The organism is Micromonospora sp. NPDC049101 (assembly GCF_040648675.1).
Taxonomy (GTDB): Bacteria; Actinomycetota; Actinomycetes; order Mycobacteriales; family Micromonosporaceae; genus Micromonospora.
The window spans coordinates 68710-87277 of the sequence record NZ_JBEZED010000031.1 but is presented as its reverse complement, the minus strand read 5'-3'; the positions used below and the strand labels follow the sequence as shown (position 1 = coordinate 87277).

The following is an 18568-nucleotide window of genomic DNA, read 5'->3' as shown; positions in this document are numbered from 1 at the left end:
TACGCGTCGGACGTCAGCGCCCGAAGAGGATGTCCTGCACGTCCTTGAGCGCGGCGTCGACCTCAGCCTCGAAGTAGCCACCGGGCACCAGGCCGAACCGGAGCGTGTCCAGGTCCTTCGGGTCGACAGGCATCGGGTTGCGGCGCTGCATGCCGCCGAGCAGGGTGTCGAAGAACCGGTCCACCTGGTCGGGGTCGTACCCGCTGCCGAACCGGCGCACCTGGAAACTACGGCGGATCTGGTCGACCCGGTAGAGGTCGCTGCCGGGCGGGCCGGCCATCGGCGGGCCACCCATCGGCGGGCCACCCATCGGCGGGCCGGCAACGGCGGGCGGACCGGCCATCGGCGGGCCACCGATGCCCTGCTGCTGCATCGGAGGCGGACCGGCGGGGCCGCGGCGCAGGTCGCGCAGGTCCCGGTCCGGCATCCGGATCTCGGCGGTCATGTCGGTGCGGCCGTGCCGCCCCGCCTCGAAGCCGTCGAAGCGCGGCTCCTCCGGCGGATAGCCGCCCGGCCCACGCTGGTCGTCCGGACCGTAACCGCCCGGCCCACGCTGGTCGTCCGGACCGTAACCGCCCGGCCCACGCTGGTCGTCCGGACCGTAACCGCCGGGCCCGCGCTGGTCGTCCGGGCCGTAGCCGCTGGGGCCGGCCGGCAGGCTGCGCGGCGGCACACCATGGCCACCCAGCTGGCCGGGACCCAGCTGGCCGGGCCCCATCGAGCCGGGACCCATCGGGCCGCCCGGGCCCATCGGGCCGGGACCGGCCGGGCCTCGCGGCGCCTCGTAACCGCCGCGGGGGGCGTCGTATCCACCGGTGAAGGCACCGGTCGGCTCGTCGTAACGGCCGTAGCGGTCGGCGGGCGGGCCAGCCTGCGCGGGCATCGGCCGCGGCGGCATCGGCTGCGGCATCATGCCCCGGTCATCGCGCATCGGCGGGCCCATGCGGTCCGGTGGGCCCATCCGGTCAACCATCCGGGGGTCGGCACCGCGCCCGGCACTGGTGCGCTCCTCAAGCTCGGCCAGCTGCCGCTCGACCCGGTCCAGGTGCAGGTCGACCTGCCACTCGTCGTAGCCGTTGAAACGGACCCGGAAGACGACGTCGTGGACCTCCTGGGAAGCCACCGGCGCGCCGACCTGTCGGCCGTCGAGCGTCGCCTCGACCCGGTCGAGGAAGGCATCCACCTCGTCGACCTTGTATCCCCGGCGGAGCGCCTTGCGCCGGAAACGCTGACCCTGACTCGCCACTATGTCTCCTGGTCTCGTTCGCCACGCCCGGTCACGCCGGTGCCTCTCCGGCGCGGTCGGTGAAGGTGTCGTTGTCCTCGGCGGCGGCGAGCTGGCCACACGCACCGTCGATCTCGCGACCTCGGGTGTCCCGTACGGTGGTGGACACCCCGGCGTCGCGCAACCGCCGGACGAACTCCCGCTCAACCGGCTTCGGGCTCGCGTCCCAGCGGCTGCCCGGCGTCGGATTGAGCGGGATGAGGTTCACGTGGGCCAACTTGCCGGCCAGCAGCCGCCCGAGCAGGTCGGCTCGCCACGGCTGGTCGTTCACGTCCTTGATCATCGCGTACTCGATCGACACGCGACGGCCCGTCCGGGCGGCGTAGTCCCACGCTGCGTCCAGCACCTCAGCTACCTTCCAGCGCTGGTTTACCGGCACGAGTTCGTCGCGCAGATCATCATCGGGGGCGTGCAACGACAGCGCAAGGGTCACAGAGAGGTCTTCGCTGGCCAGTCGGCGGATGGCCGGAACCAGGCCGACCGTGGAAACGGTGATGTGCCGCTGGGACAGGCCGAGCCCTTCCGGAGCGGGGCTGACCAGGCGACGGATGGCCGCGATGACCCGGGAGTAGTTGGCCAGCGGCTCACCCATGCCCATGAACACGACGTGCGACAGCCGCGGCGGTGAGCCGGCGACGGCACCGGAGGCCGCCACGCCGGCCAGATAGACCGCCTGGTCGACGATCTCGGCGGTGGACAGATTGCGCGTCAGCCCGGCCTGGCCGGTCGCGCAGAACGGACAGGCCATGCCACAGCCCGCCTGGCTGGAGATGCAGACCGTCACCCGGTCCGGATAGCCCATCAGCACGCTCTCCACGAGCGCACCATCGTGCAGCTTCCAGAGCGCCTTGCGGGTCGCGCCGTCGTCGCAGGCCAACTCGCGCACCGGGTTGAGCAGCGTGGGCAGCAGCCGCTCGGCCAACCGTTGCCGGGTCGCCGCGGGCAGGTCGGTCATGGCCTGCGGGTCGCGGACCAGCCGCCCGAAGTAGTGGTTCGAGACCTGCTTGGCGCGGAAAGCCGGCTCACCCAACTCGGTGACAAGCGCCTGGCGGCCGGCCAGGTCCAGGTCGGCGAGGTGTTGTGGCGGCATGGAGGCCCGGCGCGCGGCGGGGGCGTCCGAGAGGGCGGGGATCAACGGCAGGCTCGTCATGGCTGGTCCAGTGTGTCACGCCCCCGGCGGCAACTGCCGGTCCGGAGGTGCCGAACGGGCTGCGGCCGTCGGGGTCGGATGACCAGGACGCCGTGATTCATACCTCAGCTCACCACCGGCACGAAGATGGCCAGCAACAGGTATGCGGTCGGCACCGCGAACAGGATCGAGTCCAGTCGGTCCATCAGGCCGCCGTGACCGGGCAGCAGGTTGCTCATGTCCTTGACACCGAGATCCCGCTTGATCATCGACTCGGCCAGGTCGCCGAGGACCGCCGCGCAGGAGACGGCCACCCCGAACAGGGCACCCCACCAGGGGGCCACCTCGAACATCAGCCACAGCAGCAGCGCGCTGCCCAGGGCCGCGGCGGTGACCGAGCCGGCGAAACCCTCCCAGGACTTCTTCGGGCTGATCGACGGCGCCATCGGGTGTCGACCGAAGGAGACGCCTGCCGCGTACCCGCCGGTGTCGGAGAGGACCACCGCGATCAGGGTGGCCAGGATCCGCATCCAACCGTCGTCGGGGGCCGCCGCGAGCAGCGCCGCGAAACCCGCGAGGAACGGCACGTAGACGGCGATCAGGGTGGCCGCGGTGACATCCCGCTGGAAGCCGGCCGGACCGTCACCCAGCCGCCAGATCATGGTGCCCAGCACGGTGACCAGCAGCCCCAGACTGAGCGCGTCCGGGCCGGCGAACCAGGCCAGGCCCACGGTCAGCACACCACCGGCGAGCAACGGCACCAGCGGCGGGTGCGCGCCGCTGCGCCGGACCGCCCGAGCCATCTCCCAGCTGCCGACGGCGACGGCGGCGGCGATCACCGGCAGGAACGCCAACGGGTAGAAGATCAGCGGCACCACGATCAGCGCACCGAGGCCGAGCCCGACCCCGATCGCCGCCGGGAGGTTGCGGCCGGCCCGCCCGTTGCCCAACTGCTGGGTGGCCGGCCGGTCGGCGCTGGCCCGACGCCGGCCCTTCGACCGTCGACCGGACGGCGGCTCCGGCTCGGTCGGCGGCTCCGGGTCCGGTGCCACCTCGGCCCCGATGGGCGCGAGCTGCGCGGTCGGGTAGCCGGCGTCGTCGTCGTAGCTGGCCGGACCGTCGAACGCTTGCGGACCGTCGGGCCGGCCGGAATCGTCGTGCCAGCCGGGCTCGTCGAGCCGCCCGGTCCCGTCGTGCCAGCCGGGCCCGTCCTGCCGCTCCGGGCCACCGCGGTGGGTCGGGGCGCTGTCCGGACCGGCGGGCGCACGATCGCCGTACCGGCCGGCGCGGCCCCGGTCGTCGTACCTGTCGGGTTGGCTCCGGTCGTCGAACCGGTCGGGTTGGGTCCGGTCCTCGAACCGGTCGGGCTGGTTCCGGTCGTCCTCGAACCGGTCGCGGTCGTCGAAACGATCGTGCCGGTCGCGGTCGTCGAAGCGGTCCCGGTCGTCCGGGCGGACCGCGCGGCCACGCTCGTCGTACGGGTGCGTCGGGTGCGGGTCGGCGTGCGGCCGGGTGTGTGGGTCGGCGTACAGCTCAGGGCCGACGGCCGGACGGCGGGGCCGTTGGCCGGCCTCCAGGTCCTGGTCCGGCCAGGGCAGCGCCACGGGGCGCTCGGGACGGTCCCAGCCGCGAGGCTCGCTGCCGTAGGGGTCGGGGTGGGACATCACGCACCGCGACGCGGCACGAGAACCACCACATGACGCAAGACCACAAGCATCCCCTACACGCGCGATGTTCCTCCGATTGACCGCCCCGACGGTCGGTCGATTCCCGGTGTTCACCGCCCGGTGGCCGGGAATCCTGCCGAGCCTACTGCACCCGCCGGACCGGCACGGCGGACGAGGCACGGCGACGGGCGTCGCCCCTGGCCGGCGGGCCGTCGCGGACCGAAACAGACCCATCCGGTACGCGGATCCGCAGCCATCGATCCGACTCGCTCGCTGCCCGATCAGGTACAGAGCCGGGCCCGCCCGTCGTGGTCCGCTGGGGCCGCGCCGGTCTCCGCCGACGCGACCACGGGGAAAGGGCACGCACATGTACAAGATCAGTCTGGCGGTGCTGGCGGCCGCGGCCATCGTCCTCGGAGCAGGGGCACCAGCCGCCGCGACCACCGCGCCGACCAGGATCACCATCGATCGGCACGCCAGCGAACTGTTCCCGTTCGAGCCGCCCGTCGGTGAGCCGGGTGTGACGTATCCGGCGACCACCGTCACCGCGACCGCCCGGCACTGCCCGGGCGGCATCGTGCTCATGTCGGCCTCGCTGGTGCAGGACGGCCTGCCGACCCTCTGGGCCACCGCGGGCCACGGCGCCGGTGAGATCCTCTGCGACGGTGGCACGGTCGAGCTCGCGATGGCCTTCGCCCGGATCACTCCGGCAGTCCACCCCGGTCGCGCCACCGCCCACTTCTCGCTGCGCGACGCGACCACCAACGAGGAGTTCGCCGCGAGCACCAGGACCGTCTGGATTCCCTGCTGAGATACGACACGAGGCCCGTTCCCGGTGTCGGGAACGGGCCTCGAAGCATTGTTCAGACCTCGAGCAGCTCGGTTTCCTTGTGCTTCACCAGGTCGTCGATGTTGGCCACGTAGCGCTGGGTCAGGTCGTCGAGTTCCTTCTCGGCGCGGCGACCGTCGTCCTCGCCGGCCTCGCCGTCCTTGACGATCCGGTCCAGCTCCTCCTTGCCACGGCGGCGGACGTTGCGGATGGCCACCTTGGCCTCCTCGCCCTTGTGCCGGGCCACCTTGATCATGTCGCGGCGGCGCTCCTCGGTCATCTGCGGGAGCAGGATGCGCAGCTGGTTGCCCTCGTTGTTCGGGTTCACCCCGAGGTCCGAGTCGCGGATCGCCTTCTCCATCGCATTGATCTGCGAGTTGTCGTACGGCTTGATGATGGCCATCCGCGGCTCGGGGACCGCGATCGACGCCATCTGGGTCAGCGGCGTGGGCGTGCCGTAGTAGTCGATGATGACCTTGGAGAACATGGCGGCGTTGGCGCGACCGGTACGGATGGCGCCGAACTCCTCCTTGGCGTGCTCAACCGCACGCTCCATCTTTTCCTCGGCCTCGAGGAGGGTGTCGTCGATCACCGGTCTCCTCGCCTCCTTCTGTGCTCGTGGTGGGCTCTGCTGAAAGTCGTCAGACCCGCTGCTGCCGTCGCCGTCGGCGGGGCTCAGGCGGTGATCAGGGTGCCGATCTTGTCGCCACCCACCGCGCGGATGATGGTGTCGTCACCCTGCGCGCCGAAGACCAGCATCGGCAGGCCGTTCTCCATGCAGAGGCTGAACGCCGCCGCGTCGGCCACCCGCAGGTTGCGGCGCAGCGCCTCGGAGAAGGTGATCGAGTCGAGCTTGCTGGCGGTGGGGTCGATCCGCGGGTCGGCGGTGTAGACGCCGTCCACGCCGTTCTTGCTCATCAGCACCACGTCGGCCCGGATCTCCAGAGCCCGCTGGGCGGCCACCGTGTCGGTGGAGAAGTACGGCATGCCCGCGCCCGCACCGAAGATGACCACACGGCCCTTCTCCAGGTGCCGGATCGCCCGCAGTGGGATGTACGGTTCGGCGACCTGGGCCATGGTGATCGCGCTCTGCACCCGGGTCTCGATGCCTTCCTTCTCCAGGAAGTCCTGCAACGCGAGGCAGTTCATCACGGTGCCGAGCATGCCCATGTAGTCGGCGCGGGCCCGGTCCATGCCCCGCTTCTGCAGCTCCGCGCCGCGGAAGAAGTTGCCGCCCCCGACCACCACGGAGACCTGCACGCCGCGGCGGACCACGGTGGCGATCTGCCGGGCGATGGCCTGGACAACGTCCGGGTCGACGCCGATCGCGCCGCCGCCGAACACCTCGCCGGAGAGCTTCAGCACCACCCGGCGGGCGCGCCCCGGCGGTGGTGCCGTCGGATCGTCCATCGCCAGCGTCCGGTCACTCACAACCTGCGTCATCCGCCCCGCCCTTCCCCACGCGCACGCCCCGTGCGGCGCGTACCGCGAACCTGCCGCTGCCGACCCTATGTGACGAGGAGGCCGCGGTGCCTGTCACGTACACCGGCGGCCTCCTCGTTGACGTCTCCTGCCCACGGGCGCACGCGGCGCCCGGTGACGGCTCAGGCCTGGCCGACCTCGAACCGCACGAAGCGGGTGACCTCGATGCCGGCCTCGGCCAGCAGCTGCTTCACCGACTTCTTGTTGTCGGCCACGGACGCCTGCTCGATCAGGACGTAGTCCTTGAAGAAGGAGTTCACCCGACCCTCGATGATCTTCGGCAGGGCCGCCTCGGGCTTGTTCTCCTCGCGGGCGGTCTGCTCGGCGATGCGCCGCTCGGACTCGACGACCTCGGCCGGCACCTCGTCCCGGGTGAGGTACTTCGGCCGCATCGCGGCGATCTGCATGGCCACACCACGGGCGTCGGCGTCGCCCGCCTCGTCGGTCTTGCCGGTGTACGACACCAGCACACCAACGGCCGGCGGCAGGTCCTGGGCCTTGCGGTGCAGGTAGACGGCGGTGGTGCCCTCGACCTTGGCGAACCGGTTGAGCACCAGCTTCTCGCCGATCTTGGCGGACTGCTCCTGGATCAGGTCCGCGACGACCTTGCCGTCGAGCTCGGTGGCGAGCAGCTCCTCGGCGGAGTTCACGCCGGCGCGCTCACCGTGCTCGACCAGCTGCTGAGCCAGCGCGATGAACGACTCGGTCTTCGCGACGAAGTCGGTCTCGCAGTTGAGCTCGAGCAGCGCCTTGCCGGAGTGGGCGACCAGGCCGTTGGCGGCCGTACGGCCGGCCCGCTTGCCGACGTCCTTGGCGCCCTTGACGCGCAGGATCTCGATGGCCTTGTCGAAGTCGCCCTCGGCCTCGGTCAGCGCCTTCTTGCTGTCCATCATGCCGGCGCCGGTGAGGTCGCGGAGCTTCTTGACGTCCGCGGCGGTGATTTGGGACATGGCTCTCTCTTCGGTGTTGAGACGGCGTGTGGATGGTCAGAGGTGCCGGTTACCCGGATCCGGGCGGATCGTGCCCGGCGTACCGTCGCTGCCCGCCGTTCGCGAAAACGGACGGCGGGGCAGCGACGGTGCGATCACTCCGCGGTGGCGGCCGCCGGCTGCTCGGTGGTGGCCTGCGCCGGCTGCTCCGGGGTGGCGGGCTGCTCGGCGGCGGCAGCGGCCGGCTGCTCGGCCGGGGCGGCCGACTCGTCGGCCTTCTTCGGCTCGAGCAGCTCGCGCTCCCACTCGGTCAGCGGCTCGTCGGTCGCGACACCCTCGGGCTTCTCGTCGTTGCCCCGGCGACGGCCGGAACGCGCGATCAGACCATCCGCCACGGCAGCGGCGACGACCTTGGTCAGCAGCTCGGCCGACCGGATCGCGTCGTCGTTACCCGGGATCGGGAAGTCGACCTCGTCCGGGTCACAGTTGGTGTCGAGCACCGCGATCACCGGGATGCCCAGCTTGCGGGCCTCGTCGACGGCGATGTGCTCCTTCTTGGTGTCGACGATCCAGACCGCGGCGGGAAGCTTCTGCATGTCCCGCAGACCACCCAGGGTGCGGGTCAGCTTGATCTTCTCGCGGGAGAGCTGCAGGGTCTCCTTCTTGGTGTAACCGGCGGCGGTGCCGCTGAGGTCACCCAGGCCCTCCAGCTCCTTCATCCGCTGGAGCCGCTTGTACACCGTCTGGAAGTTGGTCAGCATGCCACCGAGCCAGCGGTGGTTGACGTACGGCTGGCCGACCCGGGTCGCCTGCTCGGCGATCGCTTCCTGGGCCTGCTTCTTGGTGCCGACGAACAGGATGCTGCCACCCTCGGCGACGGTCCCACGCACGAACTCGTACGCCTTCTCGATGTACTCGAGGGTCTGGCGCAGGTCGATGATGTAGATGCCGTTGCGCTCGGTCATGATGAAGCGCTTCATCTTCGGGTTCCAGCGCCGGGTCTGGTGCCCGAAGTGGACACCGCTCTCCAGCAGCTGGCGCATGGTCACGACGGCCATGGTTGGGGTACTCCTCAAGATCCCTGGTTGTCACGCCCGGCCGGTGGCCGGGCGTCCTGGCGCCTGGTCGCCGACCCATGGTGGACCCGATCAAGATCGGGACCAGGGAGGCCGTCGCTCCACGACGATTCGTGAAGAGGGCGCGCGAGGTCGACCGCACAAGGCGGTCGCCAGTTGGCCAGTGTACGCCCCTCACCCGCCCACCCGCCCCGGGGTGCGCCGGTGTGCGCAGGTCTGTCGGGTGGACGCGGCGGTCCACCGACGCGGCGGCGTCGCGCGGCGTCCGGCGTCGCGCGGCGCGCCGCCCGACTCGGCACGGCGTCCGGCGCGGCACGGCGTCCGGCGTCGCGCGGCGCGCCGCCCGACTCGGCACGGCGTCCGGCGCGGCACGGCACGGCGTCCGCCGTCCGGCGCGGCATCCAGCGCGCGGCACGGCATCCAGCGCGCACGCGCGGCGCGCGGCGCTGATCGGCGCGGCACCCCGCGATGATCGACTCGGTTTCCTGAAAACCGGTGCCTCAAACCGACCAGGACACCGCGACTTCATGAAAACCGAGTCGATCAAGGCGTGGGCACGGGACATCGCGCCCCGGGCGTGGCGGCGGGACACCGGGCGCAGGGCGAGACACCGGGCGCGGCGCATCACGCATCGGACGCAGGGCGGGACACGCCAGGCGCGAGACGCGCCAGGCGTGAGACGCGCCGGAAGGCCTGGCCCGCCGGGCGACGGTGCTGGCGGAGACGGGGTGGTCGGCGGTGCCAGGTCAGCCGGCGGCGAGCGCGGCGGCGAGGAAGAGCACCAGACCGACGGTCAGGTATGCCGTGGGCGGACGCAGCCAGCCTCGACCACCGTCGGCGAGCGCCAGACCTCCGGTTCGTAGCCCGTACAGCCCGGTCGCGAAGATCGGCAGCCCGGCAACCAGGGCGATACCCACCACGACGTTGCCGGCGTCCACCGGGTCGCCGGTCACGCCCGCCAGCAGCACCCGCAGCGCAGGAATCTCGAAGATCAACACCAGCAGGGCGAAGAGTACGGCCAACACCGGCCGGCGGGTCCGGTAGACGCCGTCAGTCACCGGGGCGTACGCCGGCTGCTCCGCAGCGGACAGGTCGGGGCGCGGGCCGATCCCCGGCATCGGGCCGGTCGGCATCTCCAGCGGGTGCGGCGTGTCGCCGGCCCGGGTCGGCTCGACGATCGGGTACCCACCGAGCGGAGCGGGACGAGCCTGCTCGGCGGGCACACCGCCCGGCGGGACGACCGCGGACGTGGTGTCGCGGGCGGCCTCCGGCGCGGGGGTGATCGGCGGGGCAGCGGCCAACTCCCGAGCGGCCCGGCGACCGGGCAACTCGCCGGAGATCTCCGAGGGGTCCCGGTCCGCCCTCCGGGCGCGGGTCGCCCGGTAGCCCTCGGTCTCCGGCCGCCCGTCCCCCAACGGGTCGATCGCACCAAACCGCCCAGACTCTGGCTCGGGCGTGCCGAATCGCACGGGTGGGGCGCCCACCGCCCCAAAGCGGCCCGAGTCCGGCTCCGACGTGCCGAAACGACCCGAGTCCGATTCCGGCATGCCGCCGAAACGACCAGCGTCCACCGCGCTCAGCCGACCCGACTCGGACTCCGGTGTACCGCCGAAACGACCTGCGTCGACCGCGCCGAAGCGGCCGGAGTCCGGCTCCCGGCGTCGGCCGACGCCGGTGTCCTCGAGGGAACGGCCCTCGTCGGTGCCACGCTGCTCGGGGACCTCACCGTCCCGGTACCGCGATTCGCCCGTGCCGCGCCACTCCGACTCGCCGTAGTCGCGACCCCGCTCGTCGGGGTACCAGCGCGACTCCTGATCTTCCGGAAAGCTCCGTCGTCCGTCCACGTCAGGCACCGTATGCGACCGGCTTCGCCCGCGCCATTTCGCCCCGGCTCGGTCGGCGCCGGTCGCCCGCGAGGGACGCCGTAGCACAGCGCGGGCATGATCGTCCGGTTGTCCACAGAGCACCCGTTGTCCACAGCTGGGCCGTCGTCGGGCTAGCCGCGCGGGCACCCGGGCGGGCACCGTGCCGGCCATGACGAAGCGGAACCAGGCGGTCGGCGCGTACGGCGAGCGGTGCGCCGCCCGGCACCTGACCGAGGCGGGTCTGCGCCCGATCGCCCGAAACTGGCGCTGCCCGGCCGGCGAGATCGACATCATCGCGTGGGACGGGCCGGTGCTCGCCTTCTGCGAGGTGAAGACCCGGCGGGGCGACGACTTCGGCACCCCGGCCGAGGCGGTCGTGCCGGCAAAGGCCCGCCGGCTGCGTGGGCTCGCCGCGCGCTGGCTGACCGAGACCGGCACGACCGCCGACGAGGTGCGTTTCGACGTGCTTTCGGTGCGGCTGCCCGACGCCGGCCCGGCGCAGGTGGATCACCTCAAGGGTGCGTTCTGACATGCGCGGGGAAGGATCGGTGACGCGGCCGTGAGCTACGCGAAGGTGCTCTGCGTCGGGCTGGTCGGGGTCACCGGCCACCTGGTCGAGGTCGAGGCTGACCTGGCCGCCGGCCTACCGGCAGTGTTGATCTCCGGTCTGCCGGACACCGCCCTGCACGAGGCCCGCGACCGCGTCCGCGCGGCCGTGGTCAACTCCGGCCAGCGCTGGCCCAACCGGCGGATCACCCTCAATCTGTTGCCCGCCACGCTGCCGAAATTCGGCTCGGCGTTCGATCTGGCCATCGCCGCGGCTCTCCTGGGTGGCTCGGGTGAGTTGCCGCTGCTCCCCCTGGAGGGGGTGGTGGTCCTCGGCGAGTTGGGGCTGGACGGCACGGTGCGGCCGGTGCGCGGCGTACTCCCGATGGTCGCCGCCGCAGCCCAGGCCGGCGTCGGGCGGGTCATCGTCCCGGTCGGCAACGCCGCCGAGGCCGCGGTCATCCCGGGGGTACGCGTGCGAGCGGTGGACACCCTGCACCGGCTGGTCGCCTTCGTTCGGGACGGTACCCCGCTGATCGAACCGCCGGAGGCCACCCCGACACCGGTCGTCGACGGGCCGGATCTCGCCGAGGTCGCCGGGCAACAGATGGGCCGGCGCGCGTTGGAGGTCGCCGCGGCCGGCGGGCACCACGTGGCGCTGCTCGGGCCGCCGGGCACCGGCAAGACGATGCTCGCCGAACGACTACCGTCGGTCCTGCCCGAGTTGGACGACGAGGCGGCGTTGGAGGTCACCGCCCTGCACTCGGTCGCCGGGCTGCTGCCACCGGGCGGTCGGTTGCTGCGCCGTCCGCCATTCCAGGCGCCGCACCACACCGCGACCGTGCCCTCGCTGGTCGGTGGCGGCTCGGGGTTGGCCCGCCCCGGCGCGGTGTCGTTGGCGCATCGCGGCGTGCTCTTCCTCGACGAGGCCCCCGAGTTCAGCAAGGGTGCGTTGGAGGCGCTGCGCCAACCGTTGGAACACGGCCGCATCCAACTGACCCGCAGCGGGGGCGGCACGGTCTACCCGGCCCGGACCCAGTTGGTGCTGGCCGCCAACCCTTGCCCGTGTGCGAAACCGTCAGGTGACGCGCACTGTGAGTGCAGCCCGCTGGCCCGCCGCCGCTACCTCGGCCGGCTCTCCGGGCCACTGCTCGACCGGATCGACGTACAGGTGCGGTTGATGCCGGTGACGGCGGCGGAGTTGCTGGCACCCGCCGACGGCGTCGAGTCCTCGGCGACGGTTGCCGCCCGGGTGTCGGCGGCCCGGCAGGCGGCGGCCGCCCGCTGGGCCGGCCTCGGCCGGCGGCTCAACGCCGAGGTGGAAGGCCCACATCTGCGCCGACCGCCGTGGCGGCTGCCCGCCCGCGTCACGGCCGAGTTGCGTGGCCGGCTCGACTCCGGCTCGCTGTCGGCGCGCGGCTTCGACCGGGTGATCCGGATGGCCTGGACCATCGCTGACCTGGACGGTCGGGACCGACCAGATCTGGACGACGTCCGGGAGTCGCTTCAACTACGGACGGGAGAGGCGACGTGAGCGCCGATGACGAGCACAGGCTGGCTCGGGTCGCCCTGACCTGGCTGGCCGAGCCGGGCACCCGCGTGGTGCACCGACTGGTCGAACGGCACGGCCCGGTGGCGACGCTGGATCTGCTGCTCGACGGCGGCAGCCCGGACGGTTGGCTGCACACCACGGTTGCCGCACGCTCGGCGGCCGGCGACGCGCGGGCGGTGGCGGCGGAGGCCCTGGAGCGGGCAACCCGACTGGGTGCCCGACTGGTCACGCCGGACGACGAGGAGTGGCCGGCCCGGGTCGACGGCTTGGCCACGCTGCGTCTGCCGGACGTCAGCCGCCGGGTGGACGGTGAGACCGCCCCACCGCTCTGCTTCTGGGTACGCGGGAGTTGGCCGCTCGGCGAAGCCCTGGATCGCTCGGTGGCCGTGGTGGGTGCGCGGGCTGCCACCGGCTACGGCCAGCACGTCGCAACCCAACTGGGATACGGGCTGGCCGAACGGGACTGGACTGTCGTCTCCGGGGGCGCGTTCGGCATCGACGCCGCCGCGCACCGGGGTGCCCTCAACGCTGGCGGGCTGACCGTGGCGGTGCTCGCCTGTGGGGTGGACCGGCCGTATCCGATGGGCAACACCGCGCTCTTCGACCGGATCGCCGACACCGGGCTGTTGGTCAGTGAGTGGGTGCCGGGCGCCGAACCACTGCGACCCCGGTTCCTGATCCGCAACCGGGTGATCGCCGGAGGCACCGTGGGCACCGTTGTGGTGGAGGCGTCAGCGCGCAGCGGTGCGACGCAGACCGCTCGGCGGGCGATCTACACCGGTCGAGTGGCCATGGTGGTGCCGGGGCCGGTGACATCGGCGATGTCGGTCGGCACGCACGAGTTGCTCCGCGAGCACCCCGACAAGGTTCGGCTGGTCACCGGGGTGGCGCACGTGCTGGAGGAGGTGGGTCGGATCGGCGCGGACCTGGCCCCGCTGGCGCGCGGGCCCCAGCGACCTGCCGACGCGCTCGACGACGACGCGCGGTCAGTGATCGAGGCGTTGCCCCGCCGAGGTGCGATGGGTGTAGACCGACTCGCTGCCCGCGCCGGCGTCGACGTCCGGACGGCGTTGCGCAAGCTGTCCCTGCTGGAGGAGCTGTCCATGGTGGTCCGTCGCGACGACGGCTACGCCCTCGCCCCGCCCGCCAAACCGAAGCGCGCGACGGCGGCAACAGCGGCGGAGACGTCAGTGCCGACCTAGCGCCGCAGGTGGGTGCGCCACGGCAGAGCGGGCCGGGGTCCGCGTCCGGACGCGCGGAGGCGGTCGGCACGCGGAGGCGGTCGCGCACGGGAACGATCGCAGGCGGAGGCAAGCGGCACACGGCGACGGTCGGCACGCGAAGGCGGTCGGCACGCGGAGACGGTCGGCACGCGGAGGTTGCTCGGGGCCTCGGCCAAGCGCTCGTGGCGGTACTGTGCGCGCTCATGGGTGCTATCAAGCCGTGGCATATCGCTGTCCTGTGCTGTCTCGTCACGTCGGTGGCACTCATTGGCGGCTTGGTGGCGCTCCTGCTCAAGAGGGGCAACCGCCGGTAGCCAGGGGCGACGAACACCGATATCGCGTGGCAGGTGACAGGCGACAATCGGCCGTAGGCTGGTGCCGTGCCAGCTGTCAGTGAGGGTGCCGGGGCCGATGAGCCGGCCAGTACGCGGGCGCGGCCACGATGAGCCGGTCCGACCGGGGCACCCGGGCCCTGCACCAGGCACTGCCGCCAGCGTTGCGCGACGCGGTCGACGACTTCGCCGAGCACCTGTCCCGGGTGCGTAACCGGTCGGCGCACACCGTCCGCGCGTACGTCACGGATCTCGTCTCGCTGCTCGACCACGCCGTGCGGATGGGCTGCGTCGACCTCGCCGACCTGGACCTGTCGGTGCTGCGGAGTTGGTTGGCGCGCCAGCGCACCACGGGCGCGGCCCGCACGTCGTTGGCCCGCCGGGCCGCGTCGGCGCGGGCGTTCAGCGCCTGGGCGCACCCCGCCGGGCTGCTCCCCGCCGACGTGGGCGCCGCGCTGGCCAGCCCCCGCGCGCACCGGGAGCTACCCACCGTCCTGCGCGCCGACCAGGCCGCCGCTCTGGTCGAGGCACCGGCGCGGCGGACACCGTCCAGCAACCCGCCGCCCACGGACCTACCACGCGCACACCCAGCACACACCAACCCAGCACACCCGGACCCAGGCCCGGCGGACCCGGCGCGCCTGGACCCGACGGGGGCAGGACCAGCACACACAGACCCGACACAAACGGACCCAGCGCGCACAGGGCCAGCACACGCGGACCCCGCACGCACGGACCCCGCAATCGGGCCGACGTCGGCCGCCACGGTGGACGCCGGCACGGGAGATGCGGCCGCCGAGGCGGTGTCGCTGCGCGACCGGGTGCTGCTGGAACTGCTCTACGCGACCGGGGTACGGGTCAGCGAGGCGTGCGGGTTGGACGTCGGCGACGTCGACCATGGCCGGCGGGTGATCCGGGTGTTCGGCAAGGGCGGACGGGAGCGCTCGGTGCCGTACGGAGTGCCCGCGCAACGGGCGCTGGACGAGTGGCTGCGCCGGGGCCGTCCGGCGTTGGTAGGCAGCCGCTCCGGCGACGCGCTGTTGCTCGGTGCCCGGGGCGGGCGGCTCAACCCGACGACCGCGCGTCAGATCGTCGGTGGCTACGCCGAGGCGACCGGCCTACCCTGGACCAGCCCGCACGGTCTGCGCCACTCCGCGGCAACCCACCTCCTCGAAGGTGGTGCGGATCTGCGCGCCGTACAGGAACTGCTGGGCCATTCGTCGCTGGCCAGCACCCAGATCTACACGCACGTCTCGGTCGAGCGCCTACGCGCCGCGTACCGCCAGGCACACCCACGCGCCTGACGCCGAGCGGCAACGCGCTGTGCACCGGCAGGCCCGCCCCCTCGCCCGGTCAAGCGCCGGGGGCGAGCACGCCCGACGGTTACGATCATCAGGTGAGCGTCCCGCAACCCCCTGAGCCGATCCCGGGCGCCCGTCTGCTCTTCTCCCTGGACCCAGCGGTCAGCCATCTCAACCACGGCTCGTTCGGCGCGGTCCCGATCGGCGTGCAGCGAGCCCAGCAGCGGCTGCGCGACGAGATGGAGGCAAACCCCCTGCGCTTCTTCACGCAGGGGCTGGTCGACCGGATCGGGCACACCCGCCGACACCTCGCCGGGTTCCTCGGCGCCGACCCCGACGGCAGCGCCCTGGTGGGCAACACCACCACCGGCGTCGCCGTGGTGCTCCAGTCGCTGGGGCTGCGACCGGGCGACGAGGTGCTCAGCACCGACCACGGGTACGGGGCGGTGGGCCTGGCCATTCAGCGGGAGTGCCGCCGCACCGGGGCGGTCAGCCGGGTCCTGCCGATCCCGCTGGACGCCACCGACGAGCAGATCGTGCAGATCGTCCGCGCCGGCCTGCGCCCCGGACGGACCCGCCTGATGGTCGTCGACCAGCTCACCTCGGCCACCGCCAAGCTCTTTCCGACCGCCGCCATCGTCGGGGTGTGCCACGAGCAGGGCGTGCCGGTCCTGGTGGACGCCGCACACGCCCCCGGAATGCTGGCCACGACGGTGAGCAGCATCGGGGCCGACTTCTGGGCGGGCAACCTGCACAAGTGGGCGTACGCCCCACGCGGCACCGCCTTGCTGGTGGTGGCCCCGCAGTGGCGGGACCGGATCGAACCACTAGTGGTCTCCTGGGAGCAGGAGTCGGGTTTCCCGGCCCGGATCGAATGGCAGGCGACTCTCGACTACACCTCCTGGCTGGCCGCGCCGGCGGGCCTGTTCACGTTGCGCAGCCTCGGTGTCGACCGGGTACGCGAGCACAACGCCGCACTCGCCGCGTACGGCCAGCGGGTGGTGGGGGACGCGCTGGGGGTGCCCCCCGCTCAACTGCCTGCCCCCGGCGGGCCGGGGGTGGCTCTGCGCCTCATTCCGTTGCCGGCCGGCACGGCCCTCAGCATCGACGCGGCGCGGGCGTTGCAGACGCGGATCGGTGCGCGGCTCGCCGCCGAGGTGGCGGTGATGAGCTGGAACGGCCGGGGTTGGCTGCGGCTCGCCGGGCAGGTCTACAACACCGCCGACGAGTACGAGAGGTTGGCCGCACGGCTGCCGGCGCTGCTCGCTCAACGCTGACCGGACGGACCGGGAGCAGTCGCACCGGGCCGAGGCCGAGCAGTGCCAGCGGGTCCAGATATTCCGTGCCCCGGCGCAGACCCCAGTGCAGGCAGGCGTCGGCCGGGCAACCCGGATGCCCGAGCAGCAACTCCCCCAGTGGTGTGCCGGCGGCGACCGGTTGACCGGGGCGTACCGCCGGTTGAACCGGCTCGTGGGTGGTCCGCAGCCCGCCGGCGTGCCCCACGGTGATCACCGGTCGGCCGGCCACCGGGCCGGCGAAGAGCACGGTGCCGGCCCCGGCGCTGTGGACCACGGCGCCGGCCGGGGCGGCCAGGTCGACACCCCGGTGGCCGGGCAGCCACGGCCGGGGCGGCGGGTCGAACCGGCGCACCGGGCGAGGTGGCCCGTCGACCGGCCAGCGGAACCGCTCGGTGCCGGCGTCCGCCGAGGCGGGCAACGAGACGGGCACCCGCGTGGCACCGGACGGTGGGCCGCCGGGCAGCGCCGCGACCAGCATGGCCAACCCGCAGAGCGGGATGGTCAGCACGAGGGGAAACGCGGCGCAGAGCAGCACGGTATGACGGATCGAGCCGACGCGCGGGGCGGACGGTGGTCGCATGACAGCAGCTTCCGACCGCCGCCGGGTCGTTTGCCAGCCCGACCGACCGAGCTGTGGACAACCGGAAGCTCTGTGGACAACCACCATCGACGCGGATGATCTGCTATGCCTCGACCATCCCCGCCGGCCGCCCGCCGGGCAGCCGCGCCGCAAGGCCGAGCAGCCGCGCCGCCGCACCGCCGACCAGCCGAGCCGCCGCACCGCCGGGTAGCCGCACCGCAAGTCCGAGCCACCGGACCGCCGGACGCCGCCGAGCCACCGAGCCGTTTTCGGGCCGCCGCGCAGGGCCTAGGCTGGGTCGCGTACGGCGGGTGCCGCCGTGTGGACCGGGGAGGCCCAGGCATGACCACTGTCGATGACCGGACGCCGACGGTGGCCGACGTGAGCGGTCCGTCGCGGCTCGCGGAGCCGGACGAGGCGATCAGCGCCGAGGAGTTGCAGCTCGCCGCCCGCAACCACGGCATCCCGTTGGAGGCGCTGCGCTACGACGTCACCCCGGCCGGGCTGCACTACCTGTTGATCCACTACGACATTCCGGAGCTCGACCCGGCGACGCACACGCTGACCATCGGCGGGGCGGTGGACCGGCCGCTGACGGTCACGCTCGCCGAGTTGCGGGAGCGGCCGCGGGTCACCCGGCAGGTGACCCTGGAGTGCGCCGGCAACGGGCGGGCCCTGCTGCACCCCCGGCCGGTGAGCCAGCCGTGGCTGGTCGAGGCGGTCGGCAACGCCGAGTGGACGGGCACCCCACTGGCGCCGCTGCTGCGGGAGGCGGGCCTCGGGCCGGACGCGGTGGACGTGGTCTTCACCGGCGCCGACCACGGTGTCGAGCGCGGGGTCGAGCAGGACTACCAGCGGGCGCTGCCGGTCGCCGACGCGCTGCGCGAGGAGGTGCTGCTGGCGTACGAGATGAACGGTGCTCCGCTGCTGCCGCAGCACGGTGCGCCGCTGCGGCTGATCGTGCCGGGCTGGTACGGCATGGCGCACGTGAAGTGGCTCCACTCGGTCGAGATCCGCACCGAGCCGTTCGAGGGCTACCAGAACGCGGTCGCGTACCGGGTGCGCACCGACGCCGACGACCCGGGTGTGCCGGTCACCCGGATCAAGCCCCGTGCGCTGGTCCGTCCGCCCGGCTTCCCCGATTTCATGTCCCGCCGCCGGGTGCTGCGGCCCGGGCCCTGCACGGTGGACGGCCGGGCCTGGTCGGGGCACGCGCCGGTGGTCTCCGTGGAGGTGACCACCGACGGTGGGCGGAGCTGGGCGCAGGCCGAGCTGGACCCGGCGGGGTCTGGCGACTTCGCCTGGCGGCGCTGGCGGTACGAGTGGACGGCGACCCCGGGCCGGTACGTGCTCGGCGCGCGGGCGACCGACGCGTCCGGGCGGACCCAGCCGGTCGAGCAGCCGTGGAACCGCGGCGGCTTCGCCAACAACCTGGTGCAACGGGTCGAGGTCGTGGTGCCGGCCGAGTGACCGG

At 72.9% G+C, this 18568-nt stretch carries 14 protein-coding genes and 2 pseudogenes; 7 read left to right on the top strand and 9 right to left on the bottom strand.

The window, feature by feature from the left end; all coding sequences use genetic code 11:
- Positions 1-13: 13 nt before the first annotated feature.
- The 3 genes from AB0B57_RS31235 to AB0B57_RS31225 form a co-directional block, all read right to left on the bottom strand.
- Positions 14-1246, bottom strand: a complete 1233-nt coding sequence (locus AB0B57_RS31235; RefSeq protein ID WP_357077902.1) for a DivIVA domain-containing protein — start codon at positions 1244-1246, stop codon at positions 14-16.
- A gap of 31 nt (positions 1247-1277) precedes the next feature.
- The gene (rlmN, locus tag AB0B57_RS31230; protein ID WP_357077899.1) at positions 1278-2435 is read right to left on the bottom strand and encodes a 23S rRNA (adenine(2503)-C(2))-methyltransferase RlmN; all 1158 of its coding nucleotides are present in this window, start codon (positions 2433-2435) and stop codon (positions 1278-1280) included.
- A 104-nt stretch (positions 2436-2539) separates the two neighbouring features.
- Positions 2540-4078: a phosphatidate cytidylyltransferase gene (locus AB0B57_RS31225; RefSeq protein ID WP_357077896.1), complete on the bottom strand. Its 1539-nt coding sequence runs from the start codon at positions 4076-4078 to the stop codon at positions 2540-2542.
- 370 nt (positions 4079-4448) lie between these two features.
- Between AB0B57_RS31225 and AB0B57_RS31220 the strand changes: the two genes are divergently transcribed.
- The gene (locus tag AB0B57_RS31220; protein WP_357077893.1) at positions 4449-4892 is read left to right on the top strand and encodes a hypothetical protein; all 444 of its coding nucleotides are present in this window, start codon (positions 4449-4451) and stop codon (positions 4890-4892) included.
- A 52-nt stretch (positions 4893-4944) separates the two neighbouring features.
- Here the strand turns inward: AB0B57_RS31220 and frr are convergent, their stop codons facing one another.
- The 5 genes and pseudogenes from frr to AB0B57_RS31195 form a co-directional block, all read right to left on the bottom strand.
- Positions 4945-5502 carry a ribosome recycling factor gene (gene frr, locus AB0B57_RS31215; protein ID WP_204943784.1) on the bottom strand — a complete coding sequence of 186 codons (558 nt, stop codon included), beginning with the start codon at positions 5500-5502 and terminating at the stop codon, positions 4945-4947.
- 83 nt (positions 5503-5585) lie between these two features.
- Positions 5586-6353: a UMP kinase gene (gene pyrH, locus AB0B57_RS31210; RefSeq protein WP_238433181.1), complete on the bottom strand. Its 768-nt coding sequence runs from the start codon at positions 6351-6353 to the stop codon at positions 5586-5588.
- Positions 6354-6514: 161 nt separating this feature from the next.
- On the bottom strand, positions 6515-7342 hold the full coding sequence (gene tsf / locus AB0B57_RS31205) for a translation elongation factor Ts (protein WP_357077889.1): 828 nt from the start codon (positions 7340-7342) through the stop codon (positions 6515-6517).
- A 134-nt stretch (positions 7343-7476) separates the two neighbouring features.
- On the bottom strand, positions 7477-8379 hold the full coding sequence (gene rpsB, locus AB0B57_RS31200; protein WP_357077885.1) for a 30S ribosomal protein S2: 903 nt from the start codon (positions 8377-8379) through the stop codon (positions 7477-7479).
- 764 nt (positions 8380-9143) lie between these two features.
- Positions 9144-10278: pseudogene (locus AB0B57_RS31195) on the bottom strand (hypothetical protein).
- Between the two features lie 153 nt (positions 10279-10431).
- Between AB0B57_RS31195 and AB0B57_RS31190 the strand changes: the two are divergent.
- The 5 genes from AB0B57_RS31190 to AB0B57_RS31170 all read left to right on the top strand — a co-directional run bounded on the left by AB0B57_RS31190 (position 10432) and on the right by AB0B57_RS31170 (position 16493).
- Positions 10432-10791: a YraN family protein gene (locus AB0B57_RS31190; protein ID WP_357077882.1), complete on the top strand. Its 360-nt coding sequence runs from the start codon at positions 10432-10434 to the stop codon at positions 10789-10791.
- A 30-nt stretch (positions 10792-10821) separates the two neighbouring features.
- Positions 10822-12342 carry a YifB family Mg chelatase-like AAA ATPase gene (locus AB0B57_RS31185; RefSeq protein ID WP_357077879.1) on the top strand — a complete coding sequence of 507 codons (1521 nt, stop codon included), beginning with the start codon at positions 10822-10824 and terminating at the stop codon, positions 12340-12342.
- Positions 12339-13562 carry a DNA-processing protein DprA gene (gene dprA / locus AB0B57_RS31180; protein ID WP_357077876.1) on the top strand — a complete coding sequence of 408 codons (1224 nt, stop codon included), beginning with the start codon at positions 12339-12341 and terminating at the stop codon, positions 13560-13562. The genes AB0B57_RS31185 and dprA overlap by 4 nt, the downstream gene beginning before the upstream one ends.
- A gap of 463 nt (positions 13563-14025) precedes the next feature.
- Positions 14026-15219, top strand: a complete 1194-nt coding sequence (locus AB0B57_RS31175; RefSeq protein WP_357077873.1) for a tyrosine-type recombinase/integrase — start codon at positions 14026-14028, stop codon at positions 15217-15219.
- 92 nt (positions 15220-15311) lie between these two features.
- Positions 15312-16493, top strand: a complete 1182-nt coding sequence (locus tag AB0B57_RS31170) for an aminotransferase class V-fold PLP-dependent enzyme (RefSeq protein ID WP_357077870.1) — start codon at positions 15312-15314, stop codon at positions 16491-16493.
- Between the two features lie 7 nt (positions 16494-16500).
- Here AB0B57_RS31170 and AB0B57_RS31165 read toward each other — a convergent pair.
- Positions 16501-17094 (bottom strand): annotated as a pseudogene (locus AB0B57_RS31165) (M23 family metallopeptidase); the annotation flags it as partial.
- A 342-nt stretch (positions 17095-17436) separates the two neighbouring features.
- On the opposite strand from AB0B57_RS31165, the gene AB0B57_RS31160 reads away from it, so the two are divergent.
- Positions 17437-18564 (top strand): sulfite oxidase, encoded by a 1128-nt coding sequence (locus AB0B57_RS31160; protein ID WP_357077867.1) that lies wholly within the window; start codon positions 17437-17439, stop codon positions 18562-18564.
- The last annotated feature ends 4 nt before the right edge of the window (positions 18565-18568 follow it).